The sequence below is a fragment of the Geodermatophilus sp. SYSU D00703 genome, assembly GCF_054050155.1.
This window is the reverse complement of sequence record NZ_JBJGYU010000004.1, coordinates 108,779-125,727: the sequence shown is the minus strand read 5'-3', so window position 1 is coordinate 125,727 and position 16,949 is coordinate 108,779. Positions and strand designations below refer to the sequence as shown.

At 76.1% G+C, this 16,949-nt stretch carries 11 protein-coding genes; 7 read left to right on the top strand and 4 right to left on the bottom strand.

All coding sequences use genetic code 11. From position 1 onward, the window contains the following. Window positions 1-69 precede the first annotated feature (69 nt). The gene (locus ACI782_RS07200) at window positions 70-954 is read left to right on the top strand and encodes an isocitrate lyase/PEP mutase family protein (protein ID WP_456907565.1); all 885 of its coding nucleotides are present in this window, start codon (window positions 70-72) and stop codon (window positions 952-954) included. Window positions 955-1,102: 148 nt separating this feature from the next. Here the strand turns inward: ACI782_RS07200 and ACI782_RS07195 are convergent, their stop codons facing one another. Then, a complete protein-coding gene (locus tag ACI782_RS07195; protein ID WP_456907563.1) occupies window positions 1,103-1,897 on the bottom strand; it encodes an enoyl-CoA hydratase/isomerase family protein in 795 nt (264 codons plus the stop codon). Between the two features lie 39 nt (window positions 1,898-1,936). Then, complete coding sequence (locus ACI782_RS07190) at window positions 1,937-2,344, bottom strand: hypothetical protein (protein WP_456907562.1); 408 nt, start codon at window positions 2,342-2,344, stop codon at window positions 1,937-1,939. A 334-nt stretch (window positions 2,345-2,678) separates the two neighbouring features. Here ACI782_RS07190 and ACI782_RS07185 point away from each other — a divergent pair, with 334 nt between their 5' ends. After that, a complete protein-coding gene (locus tag ACI782_RS07185) occupies window positions 2,679-8,705 on the top strand; it encodes a DUF4011 domain-containing protein (RefSeq protein WP_456907560.1) in 6,027 nt (2,008 codons plus the stop codon). Window positions 8,706-9,118: 413 nt separating this feature from the next. Here ACI782_RS07185 and ACI782_RS07180 read toward each other — a convergent pair whose 3' ends face one another. After that, window positions 9,119-10,069, bottom strand: a complete 951-nt coding sequence (locus tag ACI782_RS07180) for a chitosanase (RefSeq protein ID WP_456907558.1) — start codon at window positions 10,067-10,069, stop codon at window positions 9,119-9,121. 151 nt (window positions 10,070-10,220) lie between these two features. Here ACI782_RS07180 and ACI782_RS07175 point away from each other — a divergent pair, with 151 nt between their 5' ends. From ACI782_RS07175 to ACI782_RS07155, 5 genes are all read left to right on the top strand, one after another. After that, window positions 10,221-11,324 carry a serine/threonine-protein kinase gene (locus tag ACI782_RS07175; RefSeq protein ID WP_456907556.1) on the top strand — a complete coding sequence of 368 codons (1,104 nt, stop codon included), beginning with the start codon at window positions 10,221-10,223 and terminating at the stop codon, window positions 11,322-11,324. A gap of 23 nt (window positions 11,325-11,347) precedes the next feature. Beyond that, on the top strand, window positions 11,348-11,476 hold the full coding sequence (locus ACI782_RS07170; RefSeq protein ID WP_456907554.1) for a hypothetical protein: 129 nt from the start codon (window positions 11,348-11,350) through the stop codon (window positions 11,474-11,476). Then, complete coding sequence (locus ACI782_RS07165) at window positions 11,476-12,645, top strand: TRAFAC clade GTPase domain-containing protein (protein WP_456907552.1); 1,170 nt, start codon at window positions 11,476-11,478, stop codon at window positions 12,643-12,645. The genes ACI782_RS07170 and ACI782_RS07165 overlap by 1 nt, the downstream gene beginning before the upstream one ends. After that, window positions 12,642-14,312, top strand: coding sequence for a GAP1-N2 domain-containing protein (locus ACI782_RS07160; protein ID WP_456907550.1), 1,671 nt, complete (start codon window positions 12,642-12,644; stop codon window positions 14,310-14,312). The genes ACI782_RS07165 and ACI782_RS07160 overlap by 4 nt, the downstream gene beginning before the upstream one ends. Window positions 14,313-14,551: 239 nt before the next feature. Continuing rightward, entirely contained in the window at window positions 14,552-14,722 is a 171-nt protein-coding gene (locus tag ACI782_RS07155) for a hypothetical protein (RefSeq protein WP_456907548.1), read from the top strand. A 25-nt stretch (window positions 14,723-14,747) separates the two neighbouring features. Here the strand turns inward: ACI782_RS07155 and ACI782_RS07150 are convergent, their stop codons facing one another. Further along, window positions 14,748-16,946, bottom strand: coding sequence for a SpoIIE family protein phosphatase (locus tag ACI782_RS07150; RefSeq protein ID WP_456907546.1), 2,199 nt, complete (start codon window positions 16,944-16,946; stop codon window positions 14,748-14,750). Window positions 16,947-16,949: the final 3 nt, after the last annotated feature.

Below are 16,949 nucleotides of genomic sequence, written 5' to 3'. Positions count from 1 at the left end.
GCAATGCCGGGCCGGGACGTTCGTGGACGTGCATACAACTGGTCGCGTTCCGTATCGGAGGAGGCCGCCGTGGCGGACCTGTTGGGGAACGGCCGGGCACCCCGGTCCCGGCTGCGCGAGCTGCTCGCGGCACCGGAGCCGCTGGTCGCGCCGGGCGCCTACGACGCGCTCTCGGCGCGGCTGGTGGAGCAGGCGGGGTTCGACGCGGTCTACATGACCGGCTTCGGGACGACGGCCTCGCTCATCGGCCGCCCCGACGTGGGGCTGTTGACCGGCGCGGAGATGGCCGACAACGCCCGCCGCATCGCCGCCGCCGTCGAGGTGCCGGTGATCGCCGACGCCGACACCGGCTACGGCAACGCGCTCAACGTCGTCCGCACGGTGCAGCTCTACGAGCAGGCCGGCGTGGCCGGGATCCAGCTCGAGGACCAGGTGATGCCCAAGAAGTGCGGGCACATGAGCGGCAAGGCGCTGATCGGCACCGACGAGATGGCCGGCAAGGTCCGGGCCGCCGTGGCCGCGCGGCAGGACCCGGACCTGGTGGTCATCGCCCGCACCGACGCGGTGGCCGTCACCGGGGTGGACGACGCCCTCGCCCGCGCCCGGGCCTACGCCGAGGCCGGCGCGGACCTGCTGTTCGTCGAGGCGCCGACGTCCGAGGCCGACATCGGGCGGGTGGCGGCCGAGCTGCGGGACGTCGCGCCGCTGGTGTTCAACTGGGCCGAGGGCGGCCGCACTCCCCCGCTGTCGCTGGCGCGGATGACCGAGCTCGGCTTCTCCCTGGTCATCTACCCGATCGGCACGCTGCTGGCGGCGACGGCGGGGATCCGCACGCTGCTGGAGTCGCTCCGCCGGGACGGCGTCCCCTCGCTCGACGGCCTGCCGGCGTTCGGGGAGTTCACCGACCTGATCGGCCTGCCCGAGGTGCAGCAGCTGGAGCAGCGCTTCGCCTGAGCGCGGGGCCGATCCGCCCCGCTGCCCGCCGCGGCACCTCGCTCCCCGCGTGCTCGTGCTCTGCCCACCACCGTGGGCAGAGCACGAGCTCCCGCGGACCACCCTCCCCCGCTGGCGCCCCGGGGAACAGGTCGGCCGACGCCGGGGGCTATCGCCCGGTCCACCTCGGCGGGCGCTTCTCGAGGTGGGCGGCGATCCCCTCCGCGCGGTCCTCGGACAGGTACGGGTTGGGGCCGACGTCCAACCGCAGCGCCTGCCACAGCGGCAGCTCCAGGCCCTTGACCGCGGTCTCCTTCATCCGGCGGATCGAGATCGGCGCGTTGGCCGCGATCGCCTCCGCGAGCCGCAGCGCCGTCGGCAGGACGTCGTCCACCGGCACGAGCCGGTTGACCAGGCCCCAGCGCTCGGCGACCTCGCTGGTCACGTACTCGCCGGTGTAGAGCATCTCCAGCGCGATCCCCATCGGGATCCGCTTGGGCAGGACGACCGAGCCGAAGTTGGCGCCCATCCCGATCCTCGCCTCGGGCAGGCCCATCGGGACGCCGGGCGCCGCCACCCGCAGGTCGCAGGCCAGGGCGAGCTCGAAACCGCCCGCGACCGCGGGGCCGGTGATCGCCGCGACGATCGGCACCGACGTCTCGGTGACCACCTCGAACAGCGACCGTGTCGGCCGGTTCATCGGCGGCCGGAAGCGCTCCCCGCGCCGGTCGCCCTCGCGGATCTCCTTGAGGTCGAAGCCGGCGCAGAAGGCCGGGCCGTTGCCGGTGAGCACGATCGCCCGGACGTCGCCGTCCTCGCCGCAGCGCAGCAACTGCTCGACGAGGTCGGCCTGCAGCGCGGTGGACAGCGCGTTGCGGCGCTCGGGCCGGTCCAGGGTCAGCAGGCGCACGTGCCCGCGGTCCTCGACCAGCAGACCCGACTTCCGCCGCTGCGGTGCGCTCATGCCGGCCAACCTCTCACGAGCCGGCAGCGGGCGCGGGGGTCAGCGGCAGGCACCGCCACCACGCCGGGAGCCGGCCGCCTCGTTGCCCTTGGCCGAGCCGCGTCCCTCGGTGCACCGGTCCGGCTTGCCGTCCCCGGCCGCTGAGGGCTCGCTCGTGGGCTCCGCGGGCACTGCGGTGGTGGAGGCGGTGGCCGGGCGCGTGGGGTCGGCCTCGTCCGCGTCCGCCGCGACCTCCTGCGCGGGCGGCTCGGTCTCCGCGGGCGCCGACGCGGACGGCGTCGCGTCGTCGTCCCCCGCGAGCAGCCCCCCACGGGCGACCGGCTCGGTGTCCAGGCGCGCGATGGACGGCGGCGCCGCGGTCGCCTCCTGCGCCGGACCGGGGCCCGACCTGCCCACGACCAGGCCGGCGACCGCGGTGAGGCCGATCGCCACGAGGGCCACCGCCACGACGGCCCACCGACGCCGGGACGGGGACGGGAGCGAGGGTGCACGGTGCGCCGGCCGGAACCTGATGGTGTCGTCGTCGTCGATGGGAGGCCTCCCTGGTACGGCTGCGTCCGGCCGACCGTACGAGCGGATCCGCCGGGCGCCGTTCCGAAACGCCGGTCCGCGGACGGGACGGCAGGCCCCACGCGGATCGGCGTCCGGAGGGGCGGTCGTGACCCTCCGGAGGTGTCCCGGACGTGATCCGTGGTCAGACCGGCCGCACCCGTCACACCCGCCCCAGACGCCTCGACCGCCTGACCGGACCGGTCCGTCCTGGCCGGTAGACATGGAGTCCATGAGCACCACGGACCTCCGGCCCACCGAACCGACCACCCGGCCGGCCGTGGCGATCTCGGCGACCTCCACCCCGGTGCTGAGCTACGCGCTGGCGCACAACCGGGTGCCGGTCGTCTCGCGGCTGGCGTTCACCAACCACGGCGGTCCCGTGCGCGCGGCCACGGTGCGCCTGGGCGTCCGCGACGCGGAGGGCCCGATCGGCAGCGCCGTGGAGGTGCTCGTCGACCTCGACGCCGGCCAGACGACGGTGCTGAGCGACGTCGGCCTGGTCATGGACCCCGCCGCGATGCTGCAGATCGAGGAGCAGCGCCCCGGCTCCATCGAGATCGACCTGCTCGTCGACGGCGAGGACGTCGGCGGCACCGCCGTCCCGGTGCAGGTGCTGGCCGCCAACCAGTGGCTGGCCGCGCCGGTCCCGCTGGCGCTGGAGATGCTCGCCGCGCACGTCCTGCCCAACCACCCGACGATCACGACGCTGATCGCCGAGGCCGGCGCGCTGCTCGAGGAGCGCACCGGCAGCGGCTCGGTGCAGGGCTACCAGTCCGGTCCCGAGCGGGTCGACGAGATCGTCGCCGCGCTCACCGAGGCGATGCGCCGCCGCGAGATCCGCTACAGCGAGCCGCCGGCCAGCTGGGCCGACGTCGGCCAGAAGGTGCGCACCCCGGGCGACGTCCTCGACGGGCGGGTCGGCACCTGCCTGGACACCGTGGTCACCCTCGCCGCCGCGCTGGAGCAGGCCGGCATCCGGCCGCTGCTGTGGCTGGCCGACGGGCACGCCTTCCTCGGCTACTGGCGGGAGGAGCGCAGCGCGGAGAGCGCCGCGACCACCGACGTCGCGCCGCTGGTCAACCTCGTCGACCTCGGCCTGATCCGGCTGGTCGAGACCACGCTGCTCACCAGCCGCGGCTCCACCGATGCCGACCTGCACCGGAGCGCCTACGACGCGTGGCTGGCCGGCGACCTCGACCGGGTCCTCGGTGTCACCGACGTCCACCGCGCCCGGCGCGACGGGATCGTGCCGCTGCCGGCCCGCACCCGCGGGCTGGACGGCGCGGTGCAGGTCTTCGAGTACCGGCTGGCCGTGCACAGTGTCGCGGCCCGGCCGGTCGAGCGGGTGCCGGCCCCGGCCGCACCGGGCCGCAGCGAGACGCCAGCGCGGGTGCAGCAGTGGAAGAACAGCCTGCTGGACCTCTCGCTGCGCAACCGGCTGATCAACTACACCGAGCGCGCCGGCCTGCCGCTCGCCGTCCCGGCCACGGGACTGGCGACCCTGGAGAACCTGCTGCACGGCGGCACCGCCGTCCAGCTGCTGCCCAACGACCGGATCGCCGCCGTCCACCGCGAGCGCGGCATCCGCTCGGCCGCCGAGCTGCCCGCCGACCACCTCGCCGAGCTGCTCGTCGAGCGCAAGGCCGTGCACGCCGACGTCACCGAGGGCGGCTACCTGCCCCGGCTGCGCAACCTCGCCTACAAGGCCAAGACGGTGCGCGAGGAGACCGGCGCCAACAACCTGTACCTCGCGCTGGGCAGCCTGGCCTGGGAGCTCGACGGGCGGCCGCTGCGCTCGCCGCTGGTGCTGGTCCCGGTCACGCTCACGCCGACCAGCCGCAACGGCGTCTACAAGCTCACCCTCGACGACACCGGCACCAGCACGCCCAACTACTGCCTGCTGGAGAAGCTGCGGCAGGTGCACGGGCTGACCGTCCCGGGGCTGACCGAGCCGGCCGAGGACGGCGCCGGCATCGACCTCGACCGCGCACTGCAGGCGATGCGCCAGGCCCTGGCCGACGCCGCCCTGCCCCACCGCGTCGAGCCGACCGCCGACCTCGCGGTCCTCCAGTTCGCCAAGTACCGGCTGTGGAAGGACCTCGACGAGCACTGGGCCGACTTCGCCGCCAACCCGCTGGTGCACCACCTCGTGCACCAGCCGACCGAGCCGTTCACCGACCCGGTGCCGGACACCGCGGCGCGGGTCGACCTCGACGAGCTCGCCGCGCAGTGCCCCGTCCCGGCCGACGCCTCGCAGCTGCGCGCGGTCGCCGAGGCCGCCGCCGGCCGCACGTTCGTGCTCGAGGGCCCGCCCGGCACCGGCAAGTCGCAGACGATCACCAACCTGCTCACCCGGGCGGTCGCCGACGGCAAGCGGGTGCTGTTCGTCGCCGAGAAGCGGGCGGCGCTGGACGTCGTCGCCCGCCGGCTGGACGCCGTGGGCATGGGCCCGTTCGCGCTGGACCTGCACGACAAGGGCAGCAAGGCCTCGGTGGTGCGGGCGCAGATCCAGGCCGCGCTCGACCACGCGGTCGCCGTGGACGAGCAGGGCCTGGCCGCCGACGGCGAGGACCTCCGCTCGGCCCGGCGCACCCTGGCCCGCTACGCCGACCGGCTGCACGCCGAGAACGCCGCCGGGCTGTCGTTCTACTCGGCGCGGACGGCGGTGCTGTCGGTGCGCGACGGGGTCCCGTCGCTGCCGCTGCCTGCCCCGTTCGTGGCCGCCGCGTCGGCCGAGACGATGACCGCGGTGCGCCGGGCGCTGGCGCTGCTGCCCGACATCGCCGACCTGGTGCGCCCGTCGCCGCGGCACGCGTGGGCGTTCGTCGACACGGCGGAGGTCGACCTGCTCGCCGCGCAGCAGGCCGCGGCCGCCGTCGACGCCGCCGTCCGCGAGCTGCCGGCCGAGCCCCACCTGGCGCGGGCGCTGCGCGAGGTGCGGACCCCGGCGGACCTGCACGCCCTCGCCCACGTGCTGTCCGGGCCGGCGACGACCCTCGACGTCCTCGACGAGGTGCCGACCGAGCGGTGGACCGTGGCGACCACGTCGGTGCTCAGCGAGGTCGCCGCGTTCACCACCGCCGTCCACCCGGGCATGGAGCTGGCCACCCCGGCGGCGCTGGAGCTGCCGCTGGCCGACCTGTACGTCGCCGCCCAGACCGCGCAGGCCGGCCGCTGGCTGGCCCGCCGCAGGGGGCTGCGCGCCGTCCGCGACCAGCTGGCCCCCGCGCTGCGGCCCGGCGTGAAGGTCAAGCCCAAGGACGTCCCGGAGCTCACCGCCGCGCTGTGGCGGGTGCAGACCGCCGCCGCCGGCATCGCCGCCCGCGCCTCGGTGATCCCCGGCCTGGCGGTGCCGCCCGGCTGGAACCCGCTGGCGGACCCGGAGCTGCTGGTCGGGCAGGTGGAGTGGCTGGAGAAGGCCGGCGCCGCCACCGACAGCGCCAGCGAGTTCGCCGTCGCGCTGCGCCGCTACGTCGTCCAGGGCCCCGGCCCGGACGCCGCCGCGGCCGCCGCGATCGCCCGGCTGCGCGACGCCACCCGGGCGCTGCTCCGGGTGGTCCGCAGCGACGAGCGGCGGCTGGCCGACTGGGCGGGCGACGACGGGCTGGTGCTGCGCTGGCAGATGACCCGCCCCGAGCGCGGGGTGGAGCACACCGGGCTGATGTCGCTGCGCCGCTGGGCGGACTTCATCGACACCCTCGAGCCGCTGCGCGCCGCCGGCCTGCCCGAGGCGCGGGCGCTGCTGGTCAGCGGGGAGCTGCTCGCCGACGACGCCGTCCGCGCGTTCGAGCACGGGCTGGCGCAGGCCTCCGTGATCGAGCGCCGCGGCGCCTCCGGCCTGGACGGCTTCGACGCCGACGTCCACGAGAAGGCGATCGCCCGGTTCACCGCCGCCTCGCGGGCGGTGCGCGCGCACCTGCGCACCGCGCTGCCCGGCAAGGTGCTCGACGCCCGGCCGTTCGACGCGGCCAGCGGCAACGGGCAGGTCGGCGCGCTGCAGCGCGAGCTGGCGAAGTCCCGCAGCCGGCTGGGCGTGCGCGGGCTGCTGGCGCAGTACGGCGAGCTGGTCACCGCGGTCATGCCCTGCGTGCTGGTCAGCCCCGACTCGGTGGCGCGGTTCTTCCCCGCCGAGGCCGGCCTGTTCGACCTGGTGGTCTTCGACGAGGCCTCGCAGATCCGGGTGGCCGACGCCGTCGGCGCGCTGGGCCGGGCGAAGGCCGCGGTCGTCGTCGGTGACAGCAAGCAGATGCCGCCGACGTCGTTCATGGAGCCCTCCTCGGGTTCGGCCGAGGACGACGCGATCGAGCTGCTGGGCACCGCGGTCGAGGACGAGGAGTCGATCCTCTCCGAGTGCGTCCAGGCGCGGGTGCCGCGGCAGTGGCTGTCCTGGCACTACCGCAGCCAGGACGAGTCGCTCATCGCGTTCAGCAACGCGAACTACTACGAGAACCGGCTCTCGTCGTTCCCCGCGCCGACCCACGGCCGGCCGTCGGCGGACCCCGACGGGCGGGGCATCTCGCTGGTGCGGGTCAACGGCACCTTCCACCGCTCGGGTGCCGGACGGCTGCTGCGCACCAACCCGATGGAGGCCAAGGCGGTCGTCGCGGAGATCCGCCGCCGGTTCGACGCCTCGCCGGACCTGCTGCCGTCGATCGGCGTCGTGACGTTCAACGCGCAGCAGCGGGCCTACATCGAGGGCCTGCTGCGCGACGCCGGTGACGAGCGGCTGGTCGAGGCGCTGGACCGCACCGACGGCGAGGGGCTGTTCGTCAAGAACCTGGAGAACGTGCAGGGTGACGAGCGCGACGTGGTGCTCTTCTCCACCGGGTTCAGCGTCAACGACCGCGGCTTCCTGCCGCTGAACTTCGGCCCGCTCAACCGGGTCGGGGGCGAGCGGCGGCTCAACGTCGCGGTCACCCGCGCCCGCCGGCAGGTCGTCGTCTTCACCTCGTTCGACCCGTCGCAGCTGCGCGCCGAGCAGACCTCGTCGGTCGGCGTGAAGCACCTGCGCGCCTACCTCGACCTGGCCGCGCTCGGCACCGACGCGCTGCCGAGGGACGCCCGCCCGGTGGCCGTCCCCGACCGGCACCGCGAGGAGATCGCCGCCGCGCTGCGCGACCGGGGGCTCGTGGTCCGCACCGACGTCGGCCTGTCGGAGTTCCGCGTCGACCTCTCGGTCGCCCGCGCCGACGCCCCCGACACCCCGGTGATGGCCGTGCTGCTCGACGGGCCGGCCTGGGCCCGCCGGCGCACGGTCGGCGACCGGGACGGCCTGCCGGTGGAGGTGCTGGCCGGGATGCTGCGCTGGCCCGCCGTCGAGCGGGTGTGGCTGCCGACCTGGCTGCGCGACCGCGAGGCGGTGCTCGACCGCCTGGCCGCCGCCGTCGCCGCCGTCCCGGTGCCCGAGGCCCCCGCTCCGGCCTTTGTGGCCACTTCGGCCACCGACGAGCCGGCCCTCGTGGCCCCTTCGGCCGCGGGGGCGTCGGCCTTTGTGGCCACGATGGCCCCGGAGGAGCCGGGCGCCGGACCGGCGGCGCCGGAGGTCAAGGCGGTCGCTCCGCTGCGGTCGGCCCCGCCCGCGGTGCTCGAGGCCCCGGTCGCCGAGGCCGTCGCCGAGCCGGCGCCCGCCGCCGCGCCGGCCCCCGAGGCGGCGCCGGCCCGGCCCGCCCGGCGGACGCTGAAGAAGGTCCCGGCCGAGACGACGCTGGACGGCGAGGGGCCGTTCGTGCCCTGGGTGCCCAAGACCGCCGGGGAGCGCAAGGTGCTCGACCAGCTGTCCGACGCCCGCGTGGCCCGCACGGTGAAGCGGGTGCTGGCCGCCGGCACCCGGGTCGAGGGGCCGGTGCACCGCGACCGGCTGGCCCGCCTGACCGCGAGCGCGTTCGGGCTGTCCCGGGTGAGCGAGGCCCGTCGCGACGCGCTGCTGGCGCTGCTGCCGGCCGGCGTCCTCGACGGCGAGTTCGTCTGGCCCGAGGCGACCGACCGCGCGACCTGGTCGGGTTTCCGCCGGCAGGCCGCCAGCGCCGACCGGCCGCTGGAGCACGTCGCCCCGGAGGAGGTGGGCAACGCGATGGTCGCGCTGTGCCGCGCCAGCGCCGGGATGACCGAGGACGAGCTGTTCCTGCGGGCGGCGGAGGTGTTCGGCTACCGCCGCCGGACGCCGTCCCTCACCCCGCTGCTGGCGGCGGCGCTGGCCCGCGTGCTCGACGCCGGGCGGCTGACCCGCCAGGAGTCGGGGCTGCTCACCGCCGCCTGAGCCCGTCGGGCGAGGGGGTCGCCGGCCGGCGCGGAGCGGGGCCTACCGACGTGTCAACCAGGCCGCCGGGGACCGACCGCGCCGGGCGGCGAAGACCCCGACCTGCTCCGCGCTGAGGCGGCAGCCGCCGGGACAGTCGAACTCGACCGGCCGGCCGTTCACCCAGCCGACCGCCGCCACCCGCTGACAGACCGGGCAGTCCTCCCAGGTGACCCGCTCACTCGCTTCCATCGACTGCCTTCCGAGCCCAGGGTCGTGGTCGAGGGGGCCTGACCGCGCGATGCGAGCCAGGGCGCCCTCGGGACGGGGTGTGGCTACCCGTCGACGGATGGGGTGTCGTTACCCGTCGGCGCCCGGGAGCCACGTCCTGGTTCCGGACGGCTTGTTCCGGTTCCCCGCGGTTCTGCCCGGGCTCAGGGGATCCGGTAGTCGTCGCCGTAGGTCGACCAGCGCAGCGGCGGGTCGAGGTGCAGGTTGCCCTCCTCGAGGAAGACCCGCTGCGCGTCGTCCACCCGGCTGGTGTCGCGGTGGGCGCGCTCGGCCTGCATCGCCTCGACCCGCGCGTCCAGGAACGCCTCGAGCCACTCGGTCTCGTCGCCGCCGTGGGACGGCGGGCTGGCGACGGCCAGCGCGGCCGCCCGGATGCCGCCGAAGCTGAGCGCGTCGTCGCCCGGCCCGTGCACCACCAGCGCGTCGAAGTAGGCGAACTGGCCGAGCGCGTGCACGCCGTCGGCGATCCCCTGCTGCACGGCGGGGTCGAAGTAGACCTGGGCGACGACGTGGTCCTGCGCGGCCTGGAACCGCGGGTCGCGCGCGGCGGCCTCCCAGTCGGCGACGAAGTCCTGCCCGAGGCCCTCCTGGGTCACGTCGCCCATGCCCAGTTCCTCCTGCTCGCGCAGGGCGGGCAGGTACTGCTCGAGCCGGTTGCCCGGCGCGATCGACGTGTAGTACTCGACGAGCCGGGTCATGTCGCCGCAGCCGCTGCAGAAGCCGACCAGGCCGGCGGTGTAGCCGCGGTTCTCCTCGGCGACGCCCTCGACGTCCCACTCGATGTAGCCGTACTGACCGCGCCAGTCCAGCGTCGAGTTCTCCGCGCTGGAGACCAGCTGCATGGCGACGTCCCGCTTGGCCGGGTCGGTGAGGTCGGCGGTGTTCTCGGGCGTCGGACTCGCCTCCGTCGTCGGGGCCGGCTGCGTCCCGGGCCCGCCGCCGTTCCGCGCGACGACGACGACCAGCAGCACGAGCAGGACCGCCAGACCGGCCGCGGCCGACCCGAGGACGACCGACGGCGAGGGGCCCCGCCGCGGCGCCCGGTGCGAGCTCGGGGCAGCGTCCGGCCGGACGCCGGTGCCGACACCGCTCATGCACACACCCCAAGATCGTTCGCGAACGCAACGACTCCGGTTGTACCCGCGCCCGCCGGTCCCGTGCGCGCGGGGGCCGGACTCCATGGATGTTCACAGGTTCGCGATCTACGGTCGGGTCCCACCTGCCGACGACAGGGAGGCCCCGCACGTGGACGAGGCACTCGACCCCACCGGAGCCGTCGCCGACCTCGCCGGGACCCGTCAGGTCGACCTGCTCGAGCCCGGCGACCCGCACCGCATCGGGCCCTACGAGCTGCTGTGCCGGCTGCCCCGCGGTGGCCAGGGGGCGGACGTCTTCGTCGGGTCGACCGGGCCGTCCAGCCCGCTGGTCGTCATCAAGCGGCTGCCCGAGGGCGCGCCCGAGCTCGCCCGCAAGCGGCTGGCCCGCGAGGTGGAGAACGCCGCGCGGGTGAAGAGCTCGCGGGTGGCGCGGATCGTCGACCAGGACCTCACCGCCGACGCGCCGTACTACGTGCAGGAGTACGTGACCGGGACGCCGCTGGACGAGTTCCTGGCCCGCCGGGCGGCCGGGCTCAACGCCGAGGAGCTGCGCCGGATCGCGATCGGCCTGCTCCGCGCGCTGCGGGACGTGCACGCCGCCGGCGTCGTCCACCGGGACGTCAAGCCGGGCAACATCATCATCTCGGGGGCCGACGTCTGGCTGGTCGACTTCGGCATCAGCCGCTACATCGGCCCGGAGCCGCCGTCGGGCACCTCGACGACCGGCATCGCCGCGCTGGGCACCAAGCTGTTCGCCAGCCCTGAGCAGCTGCAGGGCGCGGTCCTCACGGAGGCCAGCGACGTCTACAGCTGGGGCATGGTGATCGCCTACGCGGCCGGCGCCGTCCACCCGGTGGACCCCGACGACACCCTGCCCGACTCCGACTACTTCCTGGCTCTGCGCGCGGGCCGGCTCAACCTGACCGCCGTGCCGCCCAACCTGCTCGACAGCGTCTCCGCTGCGCTGAAGTTCGCGCCGGAGAAGCGGCCGTCGGTGGCGCGGCTGGCCAAGCAGGTCGAGCAGCACACCCGGTGGCTGGGCGAGACCTCGCAGATCCCCGACCCCCGGACGACGATCCGCGACCTGCAGTCGGTGGGCGCGGTCGTCGAGGCGGCCCGGTACGAGCTGGCCCGGCTGGAGCGTGCCGTGGCCGACACCTGGACCGGGTTCGCGGCGGCCGCCGTGGTGGTCGCGGTGCTCGGGATCGTCGCGGGGCTGGTGCTCGCCGTCCTCTACCACCTGGTCTTCTAGGAGGTCCTCCGACCGTGTCCGGGATGTACGAGCGGGCCCTCGCCCAGCAGCGCCTCGACGAGCGGCGGCACCGCTACCGTGAGCGGCAGCGGCTGCTGCTGGCGGTGTTCTGCGCGGTCACGATCGTCTTCTTCGCGATCTTCGTCCGCTGATGAAGCGCCGCGTCTGCCCCCGCTGCCTCGAACCCCTGTCCACCCTCGTGTGGCGGGACGCCGCCGGCGTCGCGCACCGCCCGCCGGTCGAGCGCCGCACCCGCTGGCAGCGGCTCCTCGACCCGCTGCTCGGGGAGCAGGCGCCGCCGCCCACGCCCCGGGACGCCGCCGGCGCCGCCGCGGCCAACGTGAGCCCCACCTGCCCGCGGGGGCACCGCCTGCCGCCGGACTACCTGGACCGGCCGACGATCGTCGTCGGCCTGGTCGGACTGACCGGCGCGTCGAAGAGCACCTACCTCACGGTGCTCATCGACCTGCTGCACGAGGGGGCGCTGGCCCCGCTCGGCGTCTCGGTGGAGATGGACGAGGAGAGCGCCCTCCGCTTCGACGACTACCGCTACCGGCTGATGGTGCAGCGCCGGCAGCTGCCGCTGACCCTGCCGCTGCTCGGCGAGGGCAGCTCGCCGGAGCCGTTCATGCTGGTGCTGCGCGGCACCGGCCGGGGCGGCGGCGAGCGGGCGGTCAACCTCGTCTTCTTCGACGCCTCGGGCGAGCAGCTCTACCGGGCCGAGGACATGGGCCAGTACGGCAAGTTCCTCTACGCGGCGACCTCGGTGCTGGTGCTCCTCTCCCCCGGCGTCTTCCCGCGGCTGCGGCACCTCGCCGACCCCGGCGAGGAGTCGATGGGCCTGGCCCGGCACACCCAGATGGTGGTCAACCTGGCCAACCTGCTGCGCAGCGCCCGCAACCTGCACCCCGACAGCCCGCTGGCCGGCGTCTCGGCGGCCGTGGTGCTCACCAAGGCCGACAAGCTGCGCGGCGTCCCAGACTTCCCGACCGACAGCCTGCGCGACACCGACCTGGCCGCGATGCCGCTGGCGCACTGGTTCGGGGGCGTGCGCGACACCAGCTCCCGGCTGGTCGACTTCCTCGAGGTCAGCGGCGGCTCCAACCTGCTCACCGCGGTGCTCAACCGGCTGCCCCGGCCGACCGTGCACGCGGTGTCGGCCACCGGCGCCGACGCGAAGGACGGCGGCTACCCGGAGATCACCCCGGTCGGCTGCCTGGAGCCGCTGCTGGTGCTCCTGGCCCGCCACGGCTTCCTCTCCGCGGAGGGTCTGGACCCGGAGGAGGCCGGCTCGGCGCCGATGCGCGAGTGGTTCGGATGAGCGGCCGGACCTGCGCGCAGGCGGTCTACACCTCGGCCCCGCGGACCCTGGAGGGGCCGGGCTTCGGCGTCTTCGCGCACTCGGCGGACTGGCCGGCCGAGGTGGGCCGCACCCGCAAGGCGCTGGGCGCGCTGGTCGGCTTCCGCCCGGACGCCGGCGAGACCTTCGGGCTGGTCCACCGCGCCGGCGGCCGGCTGCTCCACCGCACGGTGGCGGCGAGCGCCGACGCCTTCGGCCGCCCCGGCAACTACCTCGTCCACCTGCTGTGGGGCGACGGCGACCGGCTGGGGGTCCGCGAGCTGCTGGCGCTGCGCCGGACCGGGCGGTTCCTCGACGCGCTGCCCGAGGACGCGACGCCGACGGCCGACCTGCCCCCGCTGCGGGTGCCGCCCGCCGACCGCACCGTCCCGGTGCTGACCCCCGAGGACGTGGACGCCCTCACCCCCGCCCTGGCCCGGCTGCTGGCCGCGCTCGCCGACGGGCGGGGGACGTGCCCGCTCCCGCGCCGGACGCCGTCGGGCCGGGAGGTCGCCGACGTGGTCTTCGACGTGCTGCCGCGGGCGCTGGCGGCGCCGGTCTCCCTGGTGGCCGGTCCGCGGGCGGAGGACGGCGACACCGCGCCGGTGAGCGTGGAGCTTGTGGACGCCGCACCGCGGTCGGCCGCGCGCGCGGCCGACACCGAGCGGGCCCGGACGCTGCTCGAGGCCGCGAGCAAGGGCGAGCTGCCGCCGGACTCGATCGGTGACCTGCGCCGGCTGGACGCCTGGCTGTTCGCCGACGCGTGGGCCGAGCAGGACGCCGATGAGCTGACCGCGGCGCAGGTGGCTTGCGTGCTCGGGTCCGGGGCCGGTCCGAGCTGGCTGGCCCGGGGCCGCAACGCCGCCGCCGCGCTGCAGGTCGCCGCGGACGACCGGACGGTGGAGGCGGCGCTGCGCGCGTCGATCGGGCGTTCCGCGGCCGCCGCAGAGCGGGTGCGCGGCGGGGTGCTGACCGCGCTGCTCGACGAGGTGTTCGACGGCGCCGAGGGGCCCGCCGAGCGGGCGGTCGAGATCGCCGGGCTCACCCAGGGCGACCTGTGCACCGCGCTGGCCGACGAGGTCGCCCGCGGACGGCGGATCGCCTCGCTCGACCGCGCGGCCGGCCTCCTGGTCGAGCAGGCGCTCAGCCTCGGCGTCCGGCTGCCGCTGCTCGAGCTCACCGACGACACCTGGGAGCTGGCGCTGCTGGCGACCCGCCGGCGGGTGGTCGGCGACGCGTTGGTCGCGCAGTGGGCACGGACCGGCGTCCCGTGGGAGGAGTGGCACCGGACGCTGCTGGGGCACCTGCTCGTCGCCGATGTCGGCTGGCTGGCCCGGCTGGAGGGCGTCGTGCCGCGGTCGGGGCTGCCACCGGTGCTGCGCTGGGCCGCGCTCCGGATGGACGTCCCCGCGGTCGAGAAGCTCGCCGTCGCGGTCGCCACCGGCACCGGCGCGGGGAACGGCTGGGCGCTGCGCGAGGTCGTGTTCGGCTCGGAGCTGCCGGCTCCGGACGTCGACGGCATCCTCGCCCGCCGGCTCGCGCTCCTGCTGGTCGACGACGGCTGGCCCGCCGACCTCGCCGAGTCCTTCGCCCGCAGCCGCGGCGCCGGGGAGGAGCTGCCCCGCCGGCGCCGCCGCCGTCCGGACTGAGCCGCACCGCCGCCTCCGACCCTCGCTCCCCGGGTGCTCGTGCTCTGCGTGCCCCGTGCATGCAGAGCACGAGCTCGCGCGGGACCAGCCGGGCGGCTCGGCCAGCGCGCTGCGCAGCCTTCCGATTACAGTCCGTCCAGGCTCCGGCTGCCCCAGGCGTCACACCCGCTCCATCGACCCCGGGCGCACCGGGCCCGCCTCATAGGCTCGGAGGCGATCACGCGCGGAAGGACATCAACGTGGCCCGACACCTGCTGGACGAGACCGCAGAGTTCACGATGCCCACCCTCGGACGGCACGCGGCGACCGAGGAGGACGCCCCGGCCGACCTGACCCAGCGGCTGGACGGCATGGCCCGCCGACAGCCGCCGGTCGGTCCCCGCCGGCACGCGGAGGACCGGGCCGAGTAGGCCCGCGCCTCGGCCGGGCGCGCCCTCAGGTGCGGCCCAGGCCGACCAGGGTGACGTCGTCGGTGTCCGGCGGGTCGAGCGTGGCGAGGACGTCGTCCAGCAGCGTCTCCGGGTCGCGGCCCGCGGCGACGGCGGCGCGCAGCGCGTCCAGCCGCTCCTCGAGCGGGACGTCGCGGCGTTCGACCAGGCCGTCGCTGAACAGCAGCAGGCGGTCGTTCCCGGCCAGCTGCAGCCGGGTCTCGGGGTAGTCGGCGTCGTCGAGCAGCCCGAGCGCGGGCCCGTGTCCCCCGGTCATCAGCGCGGCCCCGCCGGCGGTGGCGTGCAGCACCGGCAGGTGACCGGCGTTGGCGAGCGCGACCGCGCCGGTGGCCGGGTCCAGCTCCGCGACGACGGCGGTGGCCAGCTCCCCGGGCAGCAGCGCGTCGATCAGCTCGTTGAGCCCCCGCAGGGCCGCGGCCGGGCCGAGGTCGCGGAGCAGGTGCGCGCGGAGGGCGTGCCGCAGCTGGGCGGTGATCGCCGCGGCGGCCAGCCCGTGCCCGGCGACGTCGCCGAGCACGACCGACACCCGGCCGCTGGGCAGCGGGACCAGGTCGTACCAGTCACCGCCCACGACGTCGGCGGCGCTGGGCCGGTAACGGGCGGCCAGCGCCACGCCGGGCACCTTGGGCAGCTCCTCGAGCAGCAGGGTGCGCTGCAGCACGGCGGCGAGCCGGTTGTCCTCACCGGCCTGCTGCAGCGCGGACTCGGCCAGGTGGGCGGCCAGCGCCTGCGCCGCGGCGACCTCGTGCTCCCGCCAGGGTGCGGCCGTGCCGCGCACGGTCTCGCGCCACGCGGCGAACGAGCGGCGCGGGGACAGCCGCGGGCCCGCGTCGGTCTCGACGGTCTTCGGGGTGTGCGGGTTGCCGCCCCAGGTGACCTCGCGCAGCGTCTCGGGCCGGAACCAGGCGAGGAAGTCCCCGCGGCCGCTGCCGACCTCCACGGCGAGCAGTCCGCTGGCGGTGTCCACGACGTCGGCCGCGCCGGGGACCACCCGGCCCAGGACGTCGGTCGCCGGACGGCCGGTGGCCAGCAGGCCCGCGACGAGCCCTGGCACCCGGTCGGCCGGCGGGGTGCTGCCGAGCAGGTGCAACCGGCCGCCGAGGCGCACCGCCGCGCCGCCGGCGGGCAGCAGGTCCAGCAGCGTCGGATCGCCCTCGGTGAGCGCCGGCACCGGCGTGCGCGGGGTGCGGCCGAGCGCGGCCACCAGGCGCGCCTGCCGCTGCGCGACGCCGACGACGTCCCCCTGCTCGGCGGTGCCGACGGTGGTGTGCAGCAGCAGGGACGCGGTGCGGCCGAGGAACTCGGCGGCCACCCGGTCGGCGTAGGAGGGCCGGCGCGGGCCGGCGTAGTGGTGGCAGGAGAGCAGGCCCCACAGCCGGCCGCGGTCGATCAGCGACACCGACATCGAGGAGACCACACCCATGTTGGCCAGGTACTCCAGGTGCACCGGGGAGACGCTGCGCAGCACCGCCCCGGAGAGGTCCAGCGGCCGGCCGGTGAGCGGGTTGGTCCCCGGCCGCAGCGGCACCGGGCGGTAGGTGGCGTCGGGGATCAGCCGCAGCCAGTTGGTCGTGTAGAGCGCGCGGGCCTGTGCGGGGATGTCGCTGGCGGGGTAGCGCAGGTCGAGGAACGGCTCGAGGTCGGCCCGGCGGTCCTCGGCGACCACCTCGCCGTTCCACTCGGCGTCGAAGCGGTAGACCATCACGCGGTCGAACCCGGTGAGCTGCCGGACGTCGCGGGCGAGGGTCGCGGTGAGCTCGTCCGGGGTGGCCGCGGCCGCGAGCCGCTGCAGCACCGAGGGCAGCCGCCGGTGCCAGTCCGCGCCGGCCTGTTCCGCGCCGGTCAGCGGCTCCCACTCGGTGAGCAGCAGCCCGTCCGCGCGGGAGGCGACGAGGTCGACCTCGGCGCCGGCGACGGTCACCCGCAGCGGGTTCAGCTCGGCGAGGTTCCCGGCGAGACCGGCGCGCAGGCGGGCCAGGTCGGCGGGTGCGAGCACGTCGACCAGGGACGCCGGCTCGCCGCCCAGCACCGCGGCGGCGTTGGCTGAGGCGACGACGACCGCGAGGTCGGGTTCGGTGACGGCCAGCAGGACGCCGTGCGGCTGGACGGCGCCGGGGATCGCGATCGGCTCGTCGGCGCAGCGGGCGAGCGCCTCGTCGCTGACCCGAGGGGACGGCGTGCTCACCGC